The 22,731-nt window shown below is 56.4% G+C and carries 27 protein-coding genes; 15 read left to right on the forward strand and 12 right to left on the reverse strand.

Annotated elements, in window-relative coordinates; translation table 11 throughout:
• Window positions 1–5: 5 nt before the first annotated feature.
• The 7 genes from VF709_RS23060 to VF709_RS23090 form a co-directional block, all read right to left on the reverse strand.
• Complete coding sequence (locus tag VF709_RS23060) at window positions 6–1,193, reverse strand: NAD(P)/FAD-dependent oxidoreductase (protein ID WP_047024502.1); 1,188 nt, start codon at window positions 1,191–1,193, stop codon at window positions 6–8.
• Window positions 1,190–2,116 carry a VOC family protein gene (locus VF709_RS23065; protein ID WP_149896624.1) on the reverse strand — a complete coding sequence of 309 codons (927 nt, stop codon included), beginning with the start codon at window positions 2,114–2,116 and terminating at the stop codon, window positions 1,190–1,192. Before VF709_RS23065 ends, VF709_RS23060 begins: the two co-directional genes overlap by 4 nt.
• Window positions 2,117–2,194: 78 nt before the next feature.
• A complete protein-coding gene (locus VF709_RS23070; protein WP_095439887.1) occupies window positions 2,195–2,983 on the reverse strand; it encodes an IclR family transcriptional regulator in 789 nt (262 codons plus the stop codon).
• A 12-nt stretch (window positions 2,984–2,995) separates the two neighbouring features.
• Window positions 2,996–3,745, reverse strand: a complete 750-nt coding sequence (locus tag VF709_RS23075) for an SDR family oxidoreductase (protein WP_013098651.1) — start codon at window positions 3,743–3,745, stop codon at window positions 2,996–2,998.
• The gene (locus VF709_RS23080) at window positions 3,745–4,767 is read right to left on the reverse strand and encodes an aromatic ring-hydroxylating oxygenase subunit alpha (RefSeq protein ID WP_013098652.1); all 1,023 of its coding nucleotides are present in this window, start codon (window positions 4,765–4,767) and stop codon (window positions 3,745–3,747) included. The genes VF709_RS23075 and VF709_RS23080 overlap by 1 nt, the downstream gene beginning before the upstream one ends.
• 10 nt (window positions 4,768–4,777) lie before the next feature.
• Window positions 4,778–5,086, reverse strand: a complete 309-nt coding sequence (locus VF709_RS23085; protein WP_020687064.1) for a recombinase-like helix-turn-helix domain-containing protein — start codon at window positions 5,084–5,086, stop codon at window positions 4,778–4,780.
• Entirely contained in the window at window positions 5,083–5,406 is a 324-nt protein-coding gene (locus tag VF709_RS23090) for a Rieske (2Fe-2S) protein (RefSeq protein WP_038983552.1), read from the reverse strand. Before VF709_RS23090 ends, VF709_RS23085 begins: the two co-directional genes overlap by 4 nt.
• A 414-nt stretch (window positions 5,407–5,820) precedes the next feature.
• Here VF709_RS23090 and VF709_RS23095 point away from each other — a divergent pair, with 414 nt between their 5' ends.
• Window positions 5,821–7,032 carry an MFS transporter gene (locus VF709_RS23095; protein WP_440232356.1) on the forward strand — a complete coding sequence of 404 codons (1,212 nt, stop codon included), beginning with the start codon at window positions 5,821–5,823 and terminating at the stop codon, window positions 7,030–7,032.
• Window positions 7,033–7,035: 3 nt separating this feature from the next.
• On the opposite strand, the gene speB is transcribed toward VF709_RS23095, so the two are convergent.
• The 4 genes from speB to VF709_RS23115 form a co-directional block, all read right to left on the reverse strand.
• A complete protein-coding gene (speB, locus tag VF709_RS23100; protein WP_002434404.1) occupies window positions 7,036–7,956 on the reverse strand; it encodes an agmatinase in 921 nt (306 codons plus the stop codon).
• 210 nt (window positions 7,957–8,166) lie between these two features.
• Window positions 8,167–10,143 (reverse strand): biosynthetic arginine decarboxylase, encoded by a 1,977-nt coding sequence (speA, locus tag VF709_RS23105; protein WP_014833212.1) that lies wholly within the window; start codon window positions 10,141–10,143, stop codon window positions 8,167–8,169.
• Window positions 10,144–10,151: 8 nt separating this feature from the next.
• Window positions 10,152–10,283 carry an acid stress response protein YqgB gene (gene yqgB / locus VF709_RS23110; RefSeq protein ID WP_127312443.1) on the reverse strand — a complete coding sequence of 44 codons (132 nt, stop codon included), beginning with the start codon at window positions 10,281–10,283 and terminating at the stop codon, window positions 10,152–10,154.
• 94 nt (window positions 10,284–10,377) lie between these two features.
• The gene (locus VF709_RS23115) at window positions 10,378–10,521 is read right to left on the reverse strand and encodes a hypothetical protein (protein WP_418250466.1); all 144 of its coding nucleotides are present in this window, start codon (window positions 10,519–10,521) and stop codon (window positions 10,378–10,380) included.
• Between the two features lie 425 nt (window positions 10,522–10,946).
• On the opposite strand from VF709_RS23115, the gene metK reads away from it, so the two are divergent.
• The 8 genes from metK to ruvX all read left to right on the forward strand — a co-directional run bounded on the left by metK (window position 10,947) and on the right by ruvX (window position 18,021).
• A complete protein-coding gene (gene metK, locus VF709_RS23120; RefSeq protein ID WP_013098658.1) occupies window positions 10,947–12,101 on the forward strand; it encodes a methionine adenosyltransferase in 1,155 nt (384 codons plus the stop codon).
• Between the two features lie 350 nt (window positions 12,102–12,451).
• A complete protein-coding gene (gene galP / locus VF709_RS23125) occupies window positions 12,452–13,849 on the forward strand; it encodes a galactose/proton symporter (protein ID WP_020687062.1) in 1,398 nt (465 codons plus the stop codon).
• A 58-nt stretch (window positions 13,850–13,907) separates the two neighbouring features.
• The gene (locus tag VF709_RS23130; protein WP_028027997.1) at window positions 13,908–14,405 is read left to right on the forward strand and encodes a SprT family zinc-dependent metalloprotease; all 498 of its coding nucleotides are present in this window, start codon (window positions 13,908–13,910) and stop codon (window positions 14,403–14,405) included.
• 94 nt (window positions 14,406–14,499) lie between these two features.
• Entirely contained in the window at window positions 14,500–15,207 is a 708-nt protein-coding gene (gene endA, locus VF709_RS23135) for a deoxyribonuclease I (RefSeq protein WP_013098661.1), read from the forward strand.
• 52 nt (window positions 15,208–15,259) lie between these two features.
• On the forward strand, window positions 15,260–15,991 hold the full coding sequence (gene rsmE / locus VF709_RS23140) for a 16S rRNA (uracil(1498)-N(3))-methyltransferase (protein WP_013098662.1): 732 nt from the start codon (window positions 15,260–15,262) through the stop codon (window positions 15,989–15,991).
• A gap of 19 nt (window positions 15,992–16,010) precedes the next feature.
• Entirely contained in the window at window positions 16,011–16,958 is a 948-nt protein-coding gene (gene gshB, locus VF709_RS23145; RefSeq protein WP_023620782.1) for a glutathione synthase, read from the forward strand.
• A gap of 86 nt (window positions 16,959–17,044) precedes the next feature.
• Window positions 17,045–17,605 carry a YqgE/AlgH family protein gene (locus VF709_RS23150; RefSeq protein ID WP_013098664.1) on the forward strand — a complete coding sequence of 187 codons (561 nt, stop codon included), beginning with the start codon at window positions 17,045–17,047 and terminating at the stop codon, window positions 17,603–17,605.
• A complete protein-coding gene (ruvX, locus tag VF709_RS23155; protein WP_006811925.1) occupies window positions 17,605–18,021 on the forward strand; it encodes a Holliday junction resolvase RuvX in 417 nt (138 codons plus the stop codon). Before VF709_RS23150 ends, ruvX begins: the two co-directional genes overlap by 1 nt.
• Window positions 18,022–18,031: 10 nt before the next feature.
• Here the strand turns inward: ruvX and VF709_RS23160 are convergent, their stop codons facing one another.
• Window positions 18,032–19,012: a type IV pilus twitching motility protein PilT gene (locus VF709_RS23160; RefSeq protein WP_029883139.1), complete on the reverse strand. Its 981-nt coding sequence runs from the start codon at window positions 19,010–19,012 to the stop codon at window positions 18,032–18,034.
• Window positions 19,013–19,029: 17 nt separating this feature from the next.
• Here VF709_RS23160 and VF709_RS23165 point away from each other — a divergent pair, with 17 nt between their 5' ends.
• The 6 genes from VF709_RS23165 to VF709_RS23190 form a co-directional block, all read left to right on the forward strand.
• Window positions 19,030–19,731, forward strand: a complete 702-nt coding sequence (locus VF709_RS23165; RefSeq protein WP_020687058.1) for a YggS family pyridoxal phosphate-dependent enzyme — start codon at window positions 19,030–19,032, stop codon at window positions 19,729–19,731.
• A 21-nt stretch (window positions 19,732–19,752) separates the two neighbouring features.
• A complete protein-coding gene (locus VF709_RS23170; protein WP_013098667.1) occupies window positions 19,753–20,319 on the forward strand; it encodes a YggT family protein in 567 nt (188 codons plus the stop codon).
• Window positions 20,316–20,603 (forward strand): DUF167 family protein YggU, encoded by a 288-nt coding sequence (yggU, locus tag VF709_RS23175; protein WP_020687057.1) that lies wholly within the window; start codon window positions 20,316–20,318, stop codon window positions 20,601–20,603. The genes VF709_RS23170 and yggU overlap by 4 nt, the downstream gene beginning before the upstream one ends.
• A 12-nt stretch (window positions 20,604–20,615) precedes the next feature.
• Complete coding sequence (locus VF709_RS23180) at window positions 20,616–21,209, forward strand: XTP/dITP diphosphatase (protein WP_058678489.1); 594 nt, start codon at window positions 20,616–20,618, stop codon at window positions 21,207–21,209.
• Window positions 21,202–22,350: a radical SAM family heme chaperone HemW gene (gene hemW / locus VF709_RS23185; RefSeq protein WP_149896625.1), complete on the forward strand. Its 1,149-nt coding sequence runs from the start codon at window positions 21,202–21,204 to the stop codon at window positions 22,348–22,350. The genes VF709_RS23180 and hemW overlap by 8 nt, the downstream gene beginning before the upstream one ends.
• A 56-nt stretch (window positions 22,351–22,406) precedes the next feature.
• Window positions 22,407–22,731, forward strand: a 325-nt coding sequence (locus VF709_RS23190; protein WP_440232357.1) for an endonuclease domain-containing protein, incomplete at its 3' end; no start/stop codon positions are given.

Genomic DNA, 22,731 nt, shown 5'->3' on the forward strand with positions numbered 1-22,731 from the left:
GTTAGCTATCGCAATGACATCAGTGAAAAAGTCGGGTCGGCGAGCGGCACATCTGATAAATCCCGCCCGGCCGCCATCCAGCGCTTCGCCAGCTTGACGGTGCGCGCATCGTTGAACGCCACCAGCTGCGTCAGGCGCCCGTTTTCGTCCAGCGAGAAGTACAGCGCGTCTTCACGCACTATGGTGCGGCTGCCCGGCTGCGGAATGCCGAGGATCTGAATGTTGTGCTGGTATTGATCCGACCATAGCCACGGCGCGTCGTCATAGCCTGCCGCATCGGGGTTAAGCATCGCTTTTGCCGCCGCCACCGCCTGATTCTGGGCGAAGGCCCAGGACTGAATACACAAGCCGTAATGATGATGCTGTGCCACATCCCCGGCAGCGAAGATGGACGGATCCGACGTGCGGCCCTGGGCATCCACCACGATCCCGCGTTCGGTTTGCAGCCCCGCGTCGCGCGCCAGTTCCAGATTGAGATCGACGCCGATCCCTACCACCACCGCATCAAAGGTTTCACGTTTGCCATCACAGTGAATGACCGGCAGGCCGTTATCGTCCTCCAGCTCCAGCGCGCCGCAGCCGGTTCGGATCTCCACGCCCTGCTCACGGTGAATGGTCTCTAAGCGCTGCGATACCTCGCCGCTCACCGAGCGCATGCACAGCGCAGGCTGCTGCTCGAACAGGGTGACCGCGACGCCGCTTTTGCGCGCAGAAGCGGCAATCTCCAGGCCTATCCACCCGCCGCCCACAATCGCCAGCTTTTGACTTTCCACAAGCCGACGCTTCAGGCGCTGCGCGTCCTGCCAGTGGCGGAGGGTGTAGACCTGCGGATGCACAGACCATGCCTCGCCCGGCAGGCGCGCCCGCCCTCCGGTAGCAATTAAAAGTATGTTGTAACTAAGATGTTCGCCGTTGCTTAAACGCACCGTTTTTGCGTTGCGGTCAATCTGCTCCGCGCGCAGCGGACGGTACCAGGTCAGATTCAGCGCCTGCTGAGCCTCTTCAGTAAAGAGTCGCGGAAGCGTCGCGTCCGTCTCCAGCAGAGCCGCCTTCGACAGCGGCGGACGTTCATAGAAATCCCACGCCTCTTCCGCCACCACGCAGATCTCACCGTCAAAGCCCTCGTCGCGCAGGGTTTTCGCCGCCCAGCCTCCCGCCTGACCGCCACCAATAATGACAATGCGCGACGTCATACCGCCTCCGGTTTTTTCTGCTGGCGGCGCGTGTCGTGATCGATCCCGCCTTCCACCGCCCACTCGGTAAAGGAGACCAGCGAATGCTCCAGCTCGCGCGGCTGCCAGTTTTCCGTCAGGTAGTCGTCATTGGTGTAATACTCGAACGCCCCGCCGGTCGGGCTGTTGACGTACCAGAAGTAGGCTGACGACACCGGATGGCGGCCGGGTCCGATAAACGTGCTCCAGGCGTTTTTGTTCATCGCAATCCCGCCGCCGATCACTTCGTGAATATCGCGCACGGTAAAGGCCACGTGGTTCAGGCCGCGCTTGCGGTTCGGCAGCTGCAGCAGGAACAGGTTGTGATGACCCCCGCGCACGCCGCAGCGCAGAAACACGGCGCGGTTGATGTAGCGGTCAGAGACCTGGAAGCCGAGCACCTCGCGGTAAAATGTCTCCACCGCCGCGAGCTCCTCCACGAAGAACACCACGTGCCCCACGTTAATGGGCTGGGCGCGATCGTAAACCGGGCTGGGGGTGTCGATACGGCGAGCGTCGCCCCACTGGTTGATCGGCTCAACATTCAGTTCCACGTCGGTCTGCTGGCTGACCTGCACACGCAGCGTCATGCCGTTCGGGTCAAGACACTCCAGGGCATCACCCACTTCGCGAAAGCCGGGCTGCTGCGCAAGCTTCGGACGCAGCGCATCCAGATCGGACTGTGCGGCAACCGCCCACGTCATGCGGCGCAGGGTGTTGCCCGCTTCAAACGCCGGGGGCAGGTCGGGGCTGTCGATCGGGTTAAGTTCCACGCGCGCGCCGCTCAGGGTGGTAAAACGCTGGCCGCTGGCATCGCCCGTCAGGCCAAAATCACGCATAAATTTGGCGCAGTACGTCAGGTCTTCAACGCCAAATTCCAGCTTTTCAATTCCGGTTACACTCATCGTTCGTTGCCTCATCTGGCCCAAATTGGGCGTAAAACATGCCCGACGCAGCAAAGCGCCTGACGTTAACTCACTGGTTTAACTGGCCTGTGATAAATACCCTAAGAAGCCAGAAATTTTGTCCGCCGCCAGACGAACCTCGTTTTGCAGTCGCTCGCGGTCGGCTTGTGGGATCTCTTCCGACGGCACCAGAATGCTCACTACCGCCGCCACGCGATGGCTTCGGTCAAACACCGGATAAACGATGGAGGAGATACCGTGGCGGAAGAAGGATTCACCGATCACGTATCCGCGGGTTTTATCCTGCTGCACCATCTGCCACAGGGCTTCACGGTCGTGAAGCTGACCCGGTGTGTTGCCCGGCAGGCGCTCCTGCGGGAACAGCTGTTCGAAATCGGCGCGGGAAATATCGGTCAACAACATGCGGCCAAGCGAGGTGCAGTGCACCGGCAAACGGGTACCAATGCTGACCTGGTTGATGCGTGACCCGGCGGCGCTGACGCGGGCGATGTAGATGATGTCGCGACCGTCGCGGATCGCCAGATGACTGCTGCACTGGCTCACGTCGCGCAGTTGTTCAATCACCGGCTGACCCACCTGCGCCACATCCAGCGAGGCGATGTACTCAAAACCCAGACGCAGCACGTTCATGCCGAGCGAGAAGGTATTGGTACGGGTGTTGCGCTCCAGAAAGCCCATATACTCCAGGGTCTGCACCACGCGGTAGGCGGTGGCCTTCGGCATATCCACCAGCCGGTGCAGCTCGGCAAAGGTCAGTTCGCGATGCTGCTCGCCAAAGGCCAACAGCAACTGCAGGCCACGCTCCAGCCCCGGCACCAGATACTTCACTTCCTGATCGTTTGCCATCATCGCCCTACCTTAGTTAAAGACAAAACCGCCGTTGACCGGGATCAACTGCCCGGTGATAAACCGCGACAGATCGCTTAACAGCCAGACCACGCTGCCGGTGACATCTTCCGGCTGCTGTGCCCCCGTTAACGCCCGGCCGTTTTCGTAGAGTTGGTGTCGTTCGGCGGGAACATATTCCGTTGCCTCGACGCGGGTCAGCCCCGGCGCGATGGCGTTGATTCGAATACGCTTTTCACCAAGCTCGCGCGCCATTGAGCGGGTCATGGCAATCACGGCCCCTTTGCTGGCGACGTAGGCCATCAGGCGCGGCGCGCCCCAAAGTGCTGTGTCGGACGCCACGTTCACGATCCCTGCGCCATCGCGCAGCAGCGGCACGGCGGCGCGCGTCACCAGCCAGGTGCCTTTGACGTTGACGCGCATCACCCGGTCCCACAGATCCGGGTCGTAATCGAGCATGTTTTTGCCGCCCACGCCGGTCGCCATCGCCGCGTTATTTACCAGCCCGTCAATCTGCCCCTGCTCGCCAATCGCATTGAACACCTGCTCAATGGAGGCCGGATCGGCGAGATCGATAACGTGCGATTCGATCGTAAAACCCTGTGCCCGCAGAGCGTGTGCGCTTTCGGCCAGCTCGCCTTCAAGAATGTCGCACATCACCACCGCGGCGCCCTGCTCCGCGCAGGCGCTGGCGAAGTGATAGCCCAGCCCGCGCGCGGCGCCGGTCACCACAATGCGTTTTCCGCTCAGCAGCGCATTCATCAGGCCGCTCCCTGCTGCGCTTCACGCATCGCCAGTTGCTCTTTAGCGGCCTTTTGCATCATGCGGCGCAGGCGCGAGAGGCCGACATCGTGCTGGTACAGGTATTCATGGTCGCGGGCGTTTGGCGCCAGGCTTTCCAGCACCACGCGGTCCTGCTCCAGCACCTCCCAGTGCAGTTTTTCCAGGCGGTTACGGTACATGAAGCGCCACATATCGCGCTGCCAACCCTGTACGCGGCGGATACGCCAGAAGAAGACGCGGCAGTTGTCGTTATCTTCCGGCACCACCATGCCAACGATGAAGAAGTGGCCACCCGGTCCGAAACGCTTCTTATAGGGAATGGAGAGTCGCATCCAGCAGGTGCCACTATTGCCCAGCTCCACCCAGTCGAAGTTGACGCCGCTCTGCCCTTTTTTCTCGAAGATAAAGCCGGTCTTCGTCGGCTGCAGGACCATGTCGGCCTTGCGATCCCCTTCCGCCATCGAGTGCGAGGAGGAGTGAAGATACGTACCGTGCATCGGATCCATCACGTTTTCCAGCGCGTACTGGTAGTTACATTTCCAGGCTGCGGTGCAGAGGAAGTTGCTGAAATGTTCCGTGTCGGCGAGTTCATCCGGGAAGGTCAGCTCGTCCGGCTGCTGATCGGCGGTGACGCCAAACCACAGGAAGATGGCACCGTGCGCCTCCTGCACCTGATAGCTGCGCACGCACTGCTGGCCGACCAGCGGACATTTGTCCACGGCGGGCACGTCTTTCACTTCACCGTTTCCCGCCACTTCCACGCCGTGATACCAGCAGGCGATGCGGTCGCCGAGGTTCCAGCCCATCGACAGACGCGCACCGCGGTGCGGACAGCGGTCTTCCAGCGCCTGCACCTGACCATCTTTATTGCGCCAGACCACAATCTGTTCGCCCAGACGAGTAATGCCCACGGGCGCAGACTGCACTTCCCAGCTCGCCAGCACCGGATACCAGAGGCCACGCAGACCTTTATCGAGATAGTTTTGTACGGTAGTTGTCATCGCGTCGTCCTCAGTAGCCGTTAACCTGTAAGAATGCCTGGAAGCTAGCGTCGCTCCACGGCTCGCCCTGCTGGTCATGCATGCGCACCGCATTCAGCCCGTTGACCAGCTCCGGCAAGGTTTCAACGCCCTGCTCAAAGAGATCTTCCAGCGTGGCGATAAGGCTCATTTCCCAGTTTTCCGGCACCCGGCTGCGGGTCTGCCAGATCAGGTTCTGATACTCACCCGGTTTATGAATGGCGCCGTTCCCGCCCTCTGCCGGGGGCGTAAACTGGCGGCTTTCGGGCAGCGCCGGGTTGAAGTTCAGGATGTCGCTCATGCCACGGTCTCCTCGACAAAAGTAATCTGGATTTGGTTTTCAAATACCCGAACCGGGTAGCGGTTGAGGTTTCGGCCGCCGGGGCCTTGCAGGCACTGGCCGGTTTTGACGTCGAACACCGCCTCGTGCAGCGGGCATTCCACTTTGCCGTCCTCGACAAAGCCCTGACTCAGCAGCGCATAGGCGTGCGGGCATACGTCTTCCAGCGCGTAATATTCGCCGTCGATTAAATAAACGCCGATCTCTTTACCTTCAACGTTGCCGCTAAAAGGGAAATCTTCCTGTACTTGTTCTGCGTCACATACGCCTATCCAGCTCATCACGATCCTCCAGGCCTTTGTTTCATATATGAAACTCTGTTTCTTATTTAATACGGTCAATATAAAAGCGATGAATGTTTCGTCAAGCGTCAATGTGACGAATTTGTTAATCAATCGACAATTAATAAGCTAAGTGTGCAAGGGATCACGAAAAAATGCAGCGATATGAAATTTTCATTATTAAGGCGTGAATGAATACGTTTTAGTGATGAACTCAAAGCGCAAATAAAAAACATTGACTTCTTTTCTTTTTCTTCCTTAAAAATAAACAACTGAAAAAGCACCGTGTTTCACCTGTGAAACACATTTAAAAATACATTTTTAAAAACAACAAGTTTCACTGGTGAACCATTTTACATCCGTGACAATCACATTGATAAAAATATAAATGCGAGAACGCATAAGGCGGGCAATATGACGGCAAGATGGCAAGGCACAATTGCACTGTTATTTCTCATTATTATTTCCTACATTGACCGGGTAAATATCTCGGTGATGATTTTAAACCCGGAATTTGCCGAACATTTCCAGTTAAATGAAAACAGAATGTTACAAGGAATGTTAATGACCTGCTTTCTTCTGGGTTATGGATTATCGGCTTTATTATTAACACCGGTTATCGAAAGCAAACTGCATTATCGACATGGATTATTAAGCAGCATTGCGATTTGGGCTCTGGTCTGCGCCATTTCTCCCTTACTCGGATCGCTAATGGGAATGCTCATCGCCCGTGTGATTCTGGGGATCGCTGAGGGACCGCTCTTTTCACTCAAAACTCGCTTTATCAGCGATAACTTTCGTGCGGAAGAGGTTGGCAAACCCAACGCCGTGACCGCACTGGGCGTCTCACTCGGTCTGGCCGTGGGCTTTCCGCTGGTGACCTGGCTGATGGCCCATCTGGGCTGGGCCGGATCGTTTTATGCGCTGGCGGCAATCAACCTGGTGCTCGGTGGCGGCCTGATCTGGCGTTTCCTACCGGCACCGCGCGGTACAGTAAAAATGCACAAACGGGGGCTCGCAGAGACAGTGATGCTTGCGTGGCAAACCCCGCTGTTGGGCTGGATCCTGCTGGTTGAAATCGCCACGCTGAGCTATCTCTGGGGGAGCAGCGCCTGGCTCCCGGCGTGGCTACGCGACGAACATCACTTCTCGCTGCACGCCACGGGCATGCTCGCGGCCATCCCCTTCCTGTTGAGCCTGGGCTCAAAATTCCTTGGCGGGGTACTGCTCGATAAAATACGGCCGGAACAGGCACCGCTGCTGTTTGTCGCGGGCGGGGCGCTGACGGCGTTGTCCGTGATCGCGCTGATGCTCAGCCATCAGCCTGCCTGGCTGGCGCTGTTTATGCTGTCGGCTAACGTCTTCTGGGGACTTCAGGGCGCGGCCATTCCGGCGGTGATCCAACATCACGCCGCGCGGGAGGCGGTGGGAAGCGCGTACGGCATCATTAATGGGATCGGCAATATTTGTGCCGCCTTTATTCCACTGCTGATGGGGATGGTGATGAGATCGGTGGGGTCGGTCAGCTCTGGCTTTTCCGTGCTGGTGGTGTCGCAGATTATCACCCTGCTGGCGGGGGGAATGTTGCTGCTGCGCATGCGTCGCGCAGCAGCAATCAGCGCGTAAGGTTTATTCGCCTTTTTTCGCAGCCTGGATATAGAGCATTTCCAGTGCCAGGGTCGCCGCGGCCAGCGCGGTGATCTCGGACTGGTCATAGGCAGGCGCCACTTCCACCACGTCCATTCCGACAATGTTCAGATCCTTCAGGCCGCGCACCAGTTTGATGGCGCGGTCTGAGGTCAGCCCGCCGATCACCGGCGTACCGGTGCCCGGCGCAAACGCCGGATCCAGACAGTCGATGTCGAAGGTCAGGTACACCGGCATATCACCGACGATCTGCTTAACCTGCGCGATGATGTCATCCACGCCGCGATCGTTCACCTGACAGGCGTCCAGCACGGTGAAGCCGTTGTCTTTGTCAAACTCGGTACGGATACCGATCTGCACGGAGTGGTTAGGATCGATCAGACCTTCATTCGGCGCGGTGTAGAACATGGTGCCGTGGTCGAATTCGCAGCCGTTCGCGTAGGTGTCGGTATGCGCATCGAAGTGCACCAGCGCCATTTTACCGAAGTGCTTCGCGTGGGCGCGCAGCAGCGGCAGGGTCACGAAGTGGTCGCCACCGAAGGAGAGCATGCGTTTACCGGCAGCCAGCAGCTTCTCGGCGTGGGCCTGCAGCTTTTCGCTCATTTCACGGGCGTCACCGAAGGCATACACCAGGTCGCCGCAGTCCACCACGTTCAGGCGTTCGCGCATGTCGAAGTTCCACGGGAAGCGGTTATGCTCCCAGGCCAGGTTGGTGGAAACCTGACGGATCGCCGCCGGGCCGTGACGACCGCCCGCACGGCCTGATGTGGCCATATCAAACGGCACGCCGGTGATCACCCAGTCAGCATCGCTGTCGTACGGCTGGAAGTTCATCGGAAGGCGTAAAAAACCAAACGCGTTAGATACCAGAGAGTTGTCGTACTGATGACCTAAAGTGCTCATGTCCTGACCTCTTTTAAAGTCGATGCGTTAAAAACAGATGAAAAAAAATCCCCTCCGCGTCGTTAAACCCGACGAGGAAGGGATTGATTCGTAAATCGCTTATTGGGGCGAATTATCGCCGTTAATTCATACGGGTTCAAGTGAGTATAGGGCATTGTGCGGCCTTTGCCCCTCACCCCGGCCCTCTCCCACAGGGAGAGGGAGGTCAACCTACTCGTCTTCCAGGTACGTGTAACCGTACAGACCCGCTTCAAACTCTTCCAGGAACTGCTGCTGCAGCGCGTCATCCAGACCGGTGTTTTTCACCTGATCGCGGAATTGCGTCAGCAGGGTTTTCGGATCCAGCTGCACGTATTCCAGCATGTCCGCCACGGTGTCACCTTCGTCAGACAGCTCCACTTCCACGCTGCCGTCAGGGAAGACAAACACGTCAACCGCTTCGGTATCACCGAACAGGTTATGCATGTTGCCAAGGATCTCCTGATACGCGCCGACCATAAAGAAGCCCAGCATTGGCGGGTTCTCCGGGTCGTATTCCGGCATTGGCATGGTCGTTGCGATACCGTCGCCGTCAACATAGTGGTCGATGGCACCGTCGGAGTCACAGGTGATGTCCAGCAGCACCGCACGACGTTCCGGGGCGTGGTTCAGCCCTTCCAGCGGCAGAACCGGGAACAACTGATCGATACCCCAGGCATCCGGCATCGACTGGAACAGCGAGAAGTTGACGTAAATCTTGTCCGCCATACGTTCCTGCAATTCGTCGATAATCGGACGGTGCGCACGGTTGCTCGGGTCCAGCTGTTTCTGCACTTCATGGCACATGTTCAGATAAAGCTGTTCGGCCCACGCGCGCTCCTGCAGGCTAAAGGTGCCTGAAGAGTAGCCGACGTGAATATCATGCAGGTCCATCTGGCTGTCGTGCAGCCATTCGCGCAGTGAACGGCGCGTGCCTGGCTCATGCATCTCCTGCCAGGTTTCCCACATGCTTTGCAGCGAACGCGGGGCATCGTCTTGCGGAGGCGTCGCTTCGGTGATTTCGCTGCGCTCAACGCCGATGATGTTAGAGACCAGCACCGTATGGTGCGCGGTCACCGCGCGGCCAGACTCGGTGATCACCGTCGGGTGCGGCAGGCCGTGCTCTTCACAGGCATCGCCAATCGCCCAGATAATGTTGTTCGCGTATTCGTTCAGGCCGTAGTTCACGGAGCAGTCGGACTGCGAGCGGGTACCTTCATAGTCCACGCCCAGGCCGCCACCCACGTCAAAGCACTGAATATTGACGCCGAGCTTGTGCAGCTCAACGTAGAAACGCGCTGACTCACGCACGCCGGTGGCGATATCACGAATGTTGGCCATCTGCGAACCGAGGTGGAAGTGCAGCAGTTGAATGCTGTCCAGACGACCGCGCTCGCGCAGAATTTCCACCAGCTGTAGTACCTGGTTTGCCGCCAGACCGAATTTAGATTTTTCGCCGCCAGAGGACTGCCATTTACCGGACCCCTGCGAGGCCAGACGCGCACGCACGCCAAGACGTGGCACCACGTTCAGGCGCTCGGCTTCTTCCAGTACGATGGCGATTTCTGTCATCTTCTCGATAACCAGATAGACCTTATGGCCCATCTTCTCGCCAATCAGCGCCAGACGAATGTATTCACGGTCTTTATAGCCGTTACAGACGATCACTGAACGGGTCATGCCCGCATGCGCCAGTACGGCCATCAGCTCTGCTTTTGAACCCGCTTCCAGGCCCAGCGGTTCGCCGGAGTGGATCAGGGATTCAATGACGCGGCGGTGCTGGTTCACCTTGATGGGGTAAACCAGGAAGTAGTCGCCTTTGTAACCGTAAGATTCACGCGCACGCTTGAACGCGGCGTTAATAGAACGCAGACGGTGTTGCAGGATCTGCGGGAAGCAGAACAGTGCAGGCAAACGCTGGCCCTGCGCCTCACGTGCTTTCACCAGTTTGGCGAGATCCACGCGCGCTTCAGGGACGTCCGGGTCCGGGCAGACGCTGATGTGGCCCAGCTCGTTGACGTCGTAGTAGTTATTGCCCCACCAGGCAATATTGTAAGTGCGCAGCATCTTGCTGGCTTCCTGGGAGCTCATCGCAACCTCCTGCATGGAACGTAGTACACCCTGTTCGCCCGCTGACGAAGGCGAAAAAGAAGACATGTCGTCAGACATAGCGAACCTCAACTCTTTGTATTAAGTGTAAAACAGTTGACTACTATCGCAGCGTTATACGGCGATAACAACCCATAAACGGCTCCGTTTCCCAGCAGAGTATGCTGAAATCCAGACCGTGCGACCGGTTTCTTATTCATATCATTGTAAAACACGTATCCGAACTCTGTATGACAAGGTTCGGCGAAACCACGAGAAAACTCTTGTATTAACAAGAGCGCCCTTGTTCAGTTTTCACAAAGCGTGACCGGCTCTGGAATCCTGAGAAGCGCCGAGATGGGTATAACATCGGCAGGTTTGCAGACTAGAAATGCGGGTTGCGGGAATCAAATGCGCGCCAGAACGGCTGCGCTGAATTAGCGGAAAACGATGGTTCATTATCTCGTATCACCTCCACGGCCGCCTCTGCTGAAACGGACCACAAGCCAAAGCTAAAAGTTCACTGCTTAACCCGGCTGGAAGTGGCGACACGATGAGTTCATCGAGCGCTTTTTTGGTATGAGCCGCGCGCCGCGTTTTATACCGAGAACAGGGGTAAAAAGCAAAAGATAAATACGCGGGTTGCCAGGAGCGTCAGGAAAAATTTCCAGTAATGAATTCAACTCAGTGAGAGCGTTGTCAAAAAAAACTGGAAATCGGGCGAAGAAGTGACCTAAAATAGCCATCCAGATGTTAATCCATCTATACTGATTAACACTCATACTGCCAGTGTCAAAAAACCTGCGGCCTTGGTAGAATTATCTCCTTTGGCTATTCCACACAGCAGCTTGAGCTAACCAAATTCCTCTTAGGTGAAATAAAACATGGCAAAACACCTGTTTACGTCCGAGTCCGTATCAGAAGGACATCCTGATAAAATTGCTGACCAAATCTCCGATGCGGTGCTGGATGCGATCCTGACTCAGGATCCGAAAGCGCGCGTAGCGTGTGAAACCTATGTCAAAACCGGCATGGTTCTGGTTGGCGGTGAGATCACCACCAGCGCATGGGTTGATATCGAAGAGATCACCCGTAACACGGTACGTGAGATCGGTTATGTACATTCTGATATGGGCTTTGATGCCAATTCCTGCGCGGTTCTGAGCGCAATTGGTAAACAGTCTCCAGACATCAACCAGGGCGTTGACCGTGCCGATCCGCTGGAACAGGGCGCGGGCGACCAGGGCCTGATGTTCGGCTATGCAACCAACGAAACCGACGTGCTGATGCCAGCACCGGTGACCTACGCGCACCGTCTGGTGCAGCGCCAGGCTGAAGTGCGTAAAAACGGCACCCTGCCATGGCTGCGCCCGGATGCAAAAAGCCAGGTGACCTTCCAGTACGACGACGGCAAAATCGTCGGCATTGACGCGGTGGTTCTGTCTACCCAGCATGCCGAAGATATCGATCAGAAATCCCTGCAGGAAGCAGTGATGGAAGAGATCATCAAGCCTGTTCTGCCAACCGAATGGCTGAGCAGCGCAACCAAATACTTCATCAACCCAACCGGACGCTTTGTGATTGGCGGCCCAATGGGTGACTGCGGTCTGACCGGTCGTAAAATCATCGTTGATACCTACGGCGGCATGGCGCGTCACGGTGGCGGTGCATTCTCCGGTAAAGATCCATCAAAAGTGGACCGTTCTGCTGCTTACGCTGCACGCTATGTGGCGAAAAACATCGTTGCTGCAGGCCTGGCTGACCGCTGTGAGATCCAGGTTTCCTACGCCATCGGCGTGGCAGAGCCAACCTCCATCATGGTTGAAACCTTCGGTACTGAAAAAGTGCCTTCAGAACAGCTGACCCTGCTGGTGCGCGAGTTCTTCGACCTGCGTCCATACGGCCTGATTCAGATGCTGGATCTGCTGCACCCAATCTACAAAGAAACCGCTGCATACGGTCACTTTGGTCGCGAACATTTCCCATGGGAAAAAACCGACAAAGCCGCTCTGCTGCGTGAAGCTGCCGGTTTGAAGTAATCGACTACCCGCTGCTTAAACAGGCCAGCCTTTGTGCTGGCCTTTTTTATGTCGGGTGGCGGCAATGTTTGGAACCGCTTACACCTCACTTTCTATACCCCGCTTTCAGAATATTCTCTTTGCATGATCGCCTTTCTTCTGCTGTTACATTTCCTTTCAGTTAAGTCTGAAATTCAAACAAACGCGATGCACATCAATTAATTTACCTCTATATTTTCAAAGCTTTAATTATTTTTACGGTTGCAGCTTAGTGTAACCGATTACACCATTGTGATTTGTCTCACATATTTTTACGGGTCGCTCACCTACCCTTAACATCGATAAAACTGATAACCCAACTGGAGGGCATAATGCCTGACAATAATAAACAGGGGCGTACGTCCAACAAGGCGATGACTTTCTTCGTCTGCTTCCTTGCCGCCCTGGCAGGATTACTCTTTGGCCTGGATATCGGCGTGATTGCCGGCGCTCTTCCCTTCATCGCAGACGAATTCCAGATTAATGCACATACCCAGGAATGGGTGGTCAGCTCAATGATGTTTGGCGCGGCCGTCGGGGCCGTCGGCAGCGGCTGGCTCTCTTTCAAACTGGGACGTAAAAAGAGCCTGATGATTGGCGCGATCCTCTTCGTTGCCGGTTCCCTCTTCTCTGCCGCCGCCCCTAACGTTGAAGTGCTTATTCTTTCCCGCGTGCTGTTGGGGCTGGCCGTGGGCGTCGCGTCTTATACCGCGCCGCTTTACCTGTCAGAAATCGCGCCGGAGAAAATTCGCGGCAGTATGATTTCGATGTACCAGCTGATGATCACCATCGGTATTTTGGGTGCTTATCTTTCCGATACTGCGTTCAGCTACAGCGGCGCATGGCGCTGGATGCTGGGCGTGATCATCATTCCAGCCGTTCTGCTGCTGATTGGCGTCTTCTTCCTGCCGGACAGCCCGCGCTGGTTTGCCGCCAAACGCCGCTTCCACGATGCTGAACGGGTACTTTTGCGCCTGCGAGATACCAGCGCAGAGGCGAAGAACGAGCTGGAAGAGATCCGCGAAAGCCTGAAGGTGAAACAGTCTGGCTGGGCGCTGTTCAAAGAGAACAGCAACTTCCGCCGCGCGGTATTCCTTGGCGTGCTGTTACAGGTAATGCAGCAGTTCACCGGGATGAACGTCATCATGTATTACGCGCCAAAAATCTTTGAACTGGCAGGTTATACCAATACCACCGAGCAGATGTGGGGCACCGTGATCGTGGGGCTGACCAACGTGCTGGCGACTTTCATCGCCATCGGTCTGGTCGACCGCTGGGGACGTAAGCCAACGCTGACTCTGGGCTTCCTGGTGATGGCCGCCGGTATGGGGATTCTCGGTACCATGATGCATATGGGCATTCACTCTCCAACCGCGCAGTACCTGGCGGTAGGTATGCTGCTGATGTTTATCGTCGGGTTTGCAATGAGTGCCGGTCCGCTGATTTGGGTTCTGTGCTCTGAAATCCAGCCGCTGAAAGGGCGTGATTTCGGTATCACCTGCTCTACCGCGACCAACTGGATTGCCAATATGATCGTCGGTGCCACGTTCCTCACCATGCTCAACACGCTGGGTAATGCGAACACCTTCTGGGTCTACGCCGGTCTGAACCTGTTCTTTATTGTTCTCACCGTCTGGCTGGTTCCTGAAACCAAACACGTTTCACTGGAACACATTGAACGTAACCTGATGAAAGGTCGTCCGCTGCGCGAAATCGGCGCACACGACTAATCCTCTTGCGGGAGGCGCCTCTTGCGCCTCCCCGCTTCGCGCTTTATGCTCTGCCCCTATGAAAGCACCCCGTCTCCCCATCGCCATTCAGCAAGCCGTTATGCGCAGCTTGCGGGAAAAACTCGCCCAGGCCAACCTGAAGCTCGGCCGTAATTATCCGGAGCCGAAACTCGTCTACCACCAGCGAGGAACCGCGGCGGGTACCGCCTGGCTGGAATCCTATGAGATCCGCCTGAACCCGGTTCTGATGATGGAAAACCAGCAGGCGTTTATCGAGGAGGTGGTACCGCACGAACTGGCACACCTTCTGGTATGGAAACACTTCGGCCGCGTGGCTCCGCACGGCAAAGAGTGGAAATGGATGATGGAGGCGGTACTCGGCGTTCCGGCACGCCGTACTCATCAGTTTGAACTGGAATCGGTACGCCGTAATACCTTCCCCTACCGCTGCCAGTGCCAACAGCATCAGCTCACCGTTCGTCGCCATAATCGTGTGGTACGCGGCGAGGCAACCTACCGCTGCGTGAAGTGCGGCGAGCCACTGGTCGCAGAATAACCAACTGAACTTTCAGGAACTTTCCTGATCTGGCTGATTGCATACCGGAACAACTTTCGCTACGTTGCGGGCTCGTTTTGACACGGAGTGTAAGATGTCCCGTAATTTCTCTCTCGCGGTTGCCTTTTTGACAACGGCCCTCTCCGGCCAGGCTCTGGCCGACGGTATCAACAGTTTTTCCCAGGCCAAAGCGGCAGGCGTGAAGGTCAACGCCGACGTGCCGGGCGATTTCTACTGTGGCTGCAAAATTAACTGGCAGGGTAAAAAAGGGATCGTTGACCTTGAATCCTGCGGCTATAAGGTGCGTAAAAACGAAAACCGCGCCAGCCGCATCGAGTGGGAACATGTGGTTCCGGCATGGCAGTTTGGCCATCAGCGCCAGTGCTGGCAGGATGGCGGACGTAAAAACTGCGCCAAAGATCCGGTCTATCGTCAGATGGAAAGCGATATGCACAACCTGCAGCCGGCGGTTGGCGAAGTCAATGGCGATCGCGGCAACTTTATGTACAGCCAGTGGAACGGTGGCGAAGGTCAGTATGGCCAGTGCGGTATGAAGGTTGATTTTAAAGAGAAAGTCGCTGAGCCACCCGCCCGGGCACGCGGCAGCATTGCCCGCACGTACTTCTATATGCGCGATCGTTACAACCTCAACCTTTCCCGCCAGCAAACCCAACTGTTTAACGCCTGGAATAAACAATACCCGGTCACCGAGTGGGAATGTCAGCGCGACGAACGCATCGCCAGGGTCCAGGGGAATCATAACCCTTACGTCCAGCGGGCTTGCCAGGCGCAAAAGAGCTAACCTACACTAGCGGCAATTCGCTTACACAGCATGACACATGGAATTTTTGACTATGCGTATTCCTCGCATCTATCACCCTGAACTGATTACCGCTGGCCGCGAAATCGCCCTGTCTGACGATGCCGCCAACCACGTTGGCCGCGTGCTGCGCATGGGGGCAGGCCAGGCGATTCAGCTGTTTGACGGCTCCAACCAGGTTTTCGACGCGGAAATTACGCGGGCGGATAAAAAAAGCGTGCACGTCAATGTGCTACGCGGCGAAATCGATGACCGTGAATCGCCGCTGCACATTCATCTGGGCCAGGTGATGTCGCGCGGGGAAAAGATGGAGTTCACCATTCAGAAATCCATTGAACTGGGTGTAAGCCTCATTACGCCACTTTTTTCTGAGCGCTGTGGCGTTAAACTGGACGCGGAACGTCTGAACAAGAAGATCCAGCAGTGGCAGAAAATTGCCATTGCTGCCTGCGAACAGAGTGGCCGCAACCGTATTCCGGAGATCCGCCCGGCGATGGACCTGGAAGACTGGTGTGCAGAAGAGGAGAGCGGGCTCAAGCTCAATCTCCATCCGCGCGCCAGCGCCAGCATCAATACGTTGCCGCTGCCCGTTGAGCGTGTACGCCTGCTGATTGGCCCGGAAGGCGGCCTGTCGGCAGATGAAATTGCCATGACGGCGCGTTACCAGTTTACTGATATTCTGTTGGGACCTCGCGTTCTGCGCACTGAGACAACGGCACTCACAGCCATCACCGCGCTACAGGTGCGGTTTGGCGATCTGGGTTGACCCATTAACGGAGAAGAACATGATCAAGCTCGGCATCGTGATGGACCCCATCGCAAACATTAACATCAAGAAAGATTCCAGCTTCGCCATGCTGCTGGAAGCGCAGCGACGTGGCTATGAGCTCCACTATATGGAGATGAACGATCTTTATCTGATCAACGGTGAAGCCCGCGCGCGCACCCGCATCGTTAACGTCGAGCAGAATTACGACAAATGGTACGAATTCGGCAGCGAGCAGGATATTGCGCTCGCCGATCTCAACGTCATCCTGATGCGTAAAGATCCTCCGTTCGACACCGAATACATCTACTGCACCTATATCCTTGAGCGCGCAGAAGAAAAAGGGACGCTTATCGTCAATAAGCCGCAGAGCCTGCGCGACTGCAACGAGAAGCTCTATACCGCCTGGTTCTCCGATCTGACGCCGGAAACGCTGGTGACCCGCAGCAAAACACAGCTTAAGGCATTCTGGCAGAAGCACGGTGATATCATCATGAAGCCGCTGGACGGCATGGGCGGTGCGTCTATTTTCCGCGTAAAAGAAGGCGACCCGAATATCGGCGTGATTGCCGAAACGCTGACCGAACTGGGTACGCGTTACTGCATGGCACAGAACTATCTGCCCGCGATTAAAGACGGCGATAAACGCGTCCTGATCGTGGATGGCGAACCCGTGCCTTACTGCCTGGCACGTATCCCGCAGGGGGGCGAAACCCGTGGCAATCTGGCGGCCGGTGGCCGTGGCGAACCGCGTCCGTTAACCGAAAGCGACTGGGAAATTGCCCGCCGCGTCGGCCCAACGCTGAAAGCCAAAGGCCTGATCTTTGTTGGCCTGGATATCATTGGCGATCGTCTGACCGAAGTGAACGTCACCAGCCCGACCTGCATTCGTGAAATTGAAGCGGAATTCCCGGTCTCGATCACCGGAATGCTGATGGACGCCATCGAAAAACGTCTCCAGAAATAACTTACCAATACTATTAGTGACAGCACCCCGGTTTGTCCGCATACTGGGGCTGTCGCTTTTTAAACCAGGAAACAGTACCTCTGACAATGAATTTACAGCATCACTTTCTTATTGCCATGCCTGCTCTCCAGGACCCGATTTTCCGCCGCTCCGTGGTTTATATTTGTGAATACAATGAAGACGGCGCGATGGGCATTATCATCAACAAACCGCTGGAAAACCTGCAGGTTGAAGGGATTCTGGAAAAGCTGAAAATTACAGCTGAAGCGCGCCTGCCGGAAATCCGTCTTGATAAACCGGTAATGCTGGGTGGCCCCCTTGCAGAGGATCGCGGGTTTATCCTGCATACGCCGCCCATTTTCTCTTCCAGTATTCGTATCTCTGACAACACGGTAATCACCACCTCCCGCGATGTGCTGGAAACGCTGGGCACCGCAGAGCAGCCTTCCGAAGTGCTGGTGGCTCTGGGTTACGCCTCCTGGGAGAAGGGTCAGCTTGAACAGGAGATCCTGGATAACGCCTGGCTCACCGCACCTGCGGATATGAATATCCTGTTTAAAACCCCTATCGCCGATCGCTGGCGTGATGCGGCGAAACTGATTGGCATTGATATTCTGACCATGCCAGGCGTAGCGGGGCACGCGTAATGAGCGGCACACTTCTGGCCTTCGACTTTGGCACGAAAAGCATTGGCGTCGCCGTCGGCCAGCGTATCACCGGCACCGCTCGCCCGCTCACGGCCCTTAAGGCGAACGACGGCACACCAGACTGGAACCTCATTGAGCGTCTGCTCAAAGAGTGGCAGCCAGACGATGTGATTGTCGGTCTGCCGCTGAACATGGATGGCACTGAACAGCCGCTTACCGCCCGCGCGCGTAAGTTTGCCAATAAAATCCACGGTCGCTTTGGCGTTTCCGTGAAACTCCACGACGAACGATTGAGTACCGTCGAAGCGCGTGCCGGCCTGTTTGAGCACGGGGGTTTCCGCGCACTCAACAAAGGCAGCGTCGATTCGGCTTCTGCCGTCATTATCCTCGAAAGCTATTTCGAACAGGGTTACTGAGCGCCGGGGCCTACAACCGCCCCTGCGCCCGTCGCTCTGCCAGGCTCTGGTCAAAGTTCTGCATCCCCGCCTGCTGACCGGTTTGAATAATCCCGGGCAACTGCCACGTTTTACCTTCGCGGATAAGGTTCGCTGCCGCTGGCGTATTCACCAGCAGTTCATACAGCGCGACGCGCCCACCCTGCAGGTCGGGAAGCAGTCTTTGCGCCAGCACCGCCCGCAGGCTGCCGGCCAGCTGATTACGCACCGGGTCTTTCTCCTGCGCCGGGAACGTATCGACCAGCCGTTCAATCGCCTGAGAGGCACCGCGCGTGTGCAGCGTCGCCAGCACCAGATGCCCGGTTTCAGCGGCCGTCAGCGCCAGGCGGATCGTTTCGCTGTCGCGCAGTTCTCCCAGCAGGATGACATCCGGATCTTCACGCAACGCAGCGCGCAGCGCCTCGGCAAATGAGGGACTGTGCAGGCCTATCTCCCGCTGCTGAATCAGGCAACGTTCGCTCTGATAGACAAACTCCACCGGATCTTCCAGCGTCAGAATATGCCCATCCGTCTGGTGATTAAGAAAATCCACCATTGCCGCAAGGGTGGTAGATTTGCCGCTGCCGGTTGCCCCCGTCACCAGTATCAGCCCACTGTCGTGGGATAAGAGTTCCGGGATAGCCCGGGGTACCCCCAGGGCGGAGAGCTGCGGACAGGCCCGGGGCAACAGGCGTAGCGTGATGGAGTTGCCCTTCATCTGTTTAAAGGCGCTTGCGCGCAGGCGCTGGTTTCCCGTAAGTGTCACGGCAAAATCCACCTGCCCGCTTGCCCACCATGCCCCCTGCTGCTCATCGTTGAGCCACGTTTTCAGTAACGCATCCACATCGGGAGAGGGAAAGGGAGCCGGTTCAAGGCGGCCTACTCTGCGCCAGCGCGGTGGCGAATCACTGCACAGGTGTAGATCGGAGACATTATGCTTTACACTAAGGGCCACAATTTCTTCCACATCCATACATTACTCCTCGGAAAATGAACAACATTGCGCATAACCTGGCACAGGTCCGGGACAAAATCTCAGCCGCAGCAACACGTTGCGGCCGTGCTTCAGAAGAAATTACGTTACTTGCAGTGAGCAAAACCAAGCCTGCGAGCGCCATCGCAGAAGCGATTGATGCAGGCCAGCGTGCATTTGGTGAAAACTACGTGCAGGAAGGCGTGGATAAAATTCGCTACTTCCAGGAGCAGGGGAATACCGGCCTGCAATGGCACTTTATTGGCCCACTGCAGTCGAATAAAAGCCGTCTGGTGGCAGAGCACTTTGACTGGTGCCATACCATCGACCGTCTGCGCATTGCCACACGTCTGAACGATCAGCGCCCGGCGGAGATGCCCGCGCTTAACGTGCTGATTCAAATCAACATCAGTGATGAAAACAGCAAGTCCGGCATTGCGCTGAGCGAGCTGGATGCGCTGGCGGCTGAAGTGGCCGCGCTGCCGCGCTTAACCCTGCGCGGTTTGATGGCAATCCCGGCGCCTGAGTCAAGTTATGAAAGGCAGTTTGCCGTGGCACAGCAAATGGCTGTAGCATTTGAGGCGCTTAAAGCGCGCTATGAAACGGTAGACACGCTTTCTCTGGGCATGTCGGATGATATGGAAGCCGCCATCGCGGCAGGCAGCACTATGGTGCGCATCGGCACGGCAATATTCGGTGCGCGCGACTACACCCAATAATAAGGAAACCTGAGGAACGCCATGAAGACGTTGACTTTCCTGCTCTCAACGGTCATTGAGCTGTATACGATGGCGCTTTTGCTGCGCGTCTGGATGCAGTGGGCCCGCTGTGATTTTTATAACCCGTTCTCGCAGTTTGTCGTGAAAATCACCCAACCTGTTGTGGGGCCGCTGCGCCGTATTATTCCGGCGATGGGCCCCATTGACAGCGCATCTCTGCTGGTAGCGTTTATTCTGAGCGTTATCAAAGCGATTGTGCTGTTTATGGTCATCACCTTCCAGCCGATCATCTGGATTGCTGCCGTCCTGATCCTGATTAAAACCATCGGTCTGCTGATCTTCTGGGTGCTGCTGGTCATGGCCATCATGAGTTGGGTCAGCCAGGGCCGTAGCCCGGTGGAATATGCATTGATTCAGCTGGCCGAACCGCTGCTGCGCCCTATCCGCAACCTGCTCCCGTCAATGGGCGGCATCGACTTTTCCCCGATGATCCTGGTTCTGCTGCTGTATGTCGTTAATATGGGCATTGCCGAGCTGTTACAGTCCACGGGCGATATGCTGCTGCCGGGGCTGTGGATGGCGCTATGAGTGCAGTAAGCACCTGCACTGATGGGCTGGTTTTACGGCTGTATATTCAGCCGAAAGCCAGCCGTGACAATATTGTTGGACTGCATGGCGACGAGTTAAAAGTCGCCATCACCGCCCCACCGGTAGATGGCCAGGCAAATGCGCATCTGACCAAATATCTGGCAAAACAGTTTCGCGTTGCTAAAAGCCAGGTCATCATAGAAAAGGGTGAACTTGGGCGGCATAAACAGGTAAAAATCCTTAATCCGCAATCCATCCCGACGGAAGTCGCGGCTCTGATTTAACAGGATAAAACGATGCAGAAAGTTGTTCTCGCTACCGGCAACGCCGGTAAAGTGCGCGAGCTGGCCTCGCTATTAAATGATTTTGGGCTGGATGTGGTGGCGCAGACCGAGCTTGGCGTGGAGTCCGCCGAAGAGACCGGCCTGACGTTTATCGAAAACGCGATCCTGAAAGCACGCCATACCGCACAGGTCACCGGCCTGCCCGCGATTGCCGATGATTCCGGTCTGGCGGTTGATTTTCTGGGCGGTGCTCCGGGCATTTACTCTGCCCGCTATTCAGGCGTGGACGCCACCGACCAGCAGAATCTGGAAAAGCTGCTTGTCGCCCTGAAGGATGTGCCAGACGAACAGCGTACCGCGCAGTTCCACTGCGTGCTGGTCTATATGCGCCACGCTGAAGACCCCACGCCTGTCGTCTGCCACGGCAGCTGGCCGGGGGTGATTACCCGTGAAGCAGCCGGTAACGGCGGCTTTGGCTACGATCCGATTTTCTTTGTCCCGACTGAGGGCAAAACCGCTGCGGAACTGACCCGCGAAGAGAAAAGCGCGATTTCCCACCGAGGACGCGCCCTGAAACTGTTACTGGAAGCCCTGCGTAATGGCTAATTTGCCGCCTCTGAGTCTTTATATTCATATCCCCTGGTGCGTGCAGAAATGCCCGTACTGCGATTTCAACTCGCATGCGCTGAAAGGTGAAGTGCCGCACGATGATTACGTTGCGCATCTGCTGGCCGACCTGGATGCCGATGTACCTTACGCACAGGGACGTGAAGTGAAGACCATTTTTATTGGTGGCGGTACGCCGAGCCTGCTGTCAGGCCCGGCGATGCAGTCACTGCTGGACGGCGTGCGTGCGCGCCTGAATCTGGCAGCGGATGCTGAAATTACGATGGAAGCCAACCCCGGTACCGTTGAGGCCGACCGTTTTGTCGAGTATCAGCGGGCGGGCGTGAACCGGATTTCCATCGGCGTGCAGAGCTTTAGCGAGCCGAAGTTAAAACGACTGGGGCGTATTCACGGCCCGGAAGAGGCGAAGCGGGCGGCAAAGCTGGCTACTGGGCTGGGTCTGCGCAGTTTTAACCTCGACCTGATGCACGGCCTGCCGGATCAGTCGCTGGAAGAGGCGCTGGACGATTTGCGTCAGGCGATTGCCCTGAACCCGCCGCATCTTTCGTGGTATCAGCTGACCATCGAGCCCAATACGCTGTTTGGCTCTCGTCCGCCGGTGCTGCCGAATGACGATGCGCTGTGGGATATCTTCGAACAGGGCCATCAACTGTTGACCGCCGCAGGCTATCAGCAGTACGAAACGTCGGCCTATGCGAAGCCGGGCTACCAGTGCCAACACAACCTGAACTACTGGCGCTTTGGCGACTATCTGGGCATTGGCTGCGGCGCGCACGGTAAAGTGACGTTCCCTGACGGGCGTATCCTGCGTACCGCAAAAACGCGCCATCCGCGCGGGTATATGGAAGGTCGTTATCTCGAACGTCAGCACGATGTCGAGGCGGTGGATAAGCCGTTTGAGTTCTTTATGAACCGCTTCCGCCTGCTGGAAGCCGCGCCGCGTAAAGAGTTTGCCCTTTATACCGGGTTGCCGGAAACCGTGATTCGCCCACACATTGACGAGGCGCTGGCACAGGGGTATCTCACGGAATGTGAGGAATACTGGCAGATCACCGAGCACGGCAAACTGTTCTTAAACTCCCTTCTTGAGCTGTTCCTCGCCGAAGAATCTGAAGGCTGATTCAGGATTTTGCATCCTGTTCTGCCAGCTAAGGGAAAGGCTGGCAGAGTGTGGGGATGGAAAAATCAAAACAACTCCGCAAACAAATGACACCCGAAGAGATACGCCTCTGGTATTTGCTCAGAGGTCGTCGCTTCTTTGGGTATAAGTTTCGCCGTCAGATGCCAATTGGTGCGTATATCGTGGATTTTGCCTGCTTTAAGGCAAAGCTAATTGTTGAGCTGGATGGGGGGCAACATCAGGATAAAGAGGAGTATGACTCGCATCGTACCGAGTTTTTAAATACCAACGGATGGGAAGTCGTACGGTTCTGGAATAATGAGTTTCGCGTTAACGAAGAGGAAGTGTTGCATATCATTCTTCAACGACTGCAGAGCCTGA

The sequence above is a fragment of the Enterobacter sp. Lyrl_3 genome, assembly GCF_051948675.1.
Classification (GTDB): domain Bacteria; phylum Pseudomonadota; class Gammaproteobacteria; order Enterobacterales; family Enterobacteriaceae; genus Enterobacter; species Enterobacter cloacae.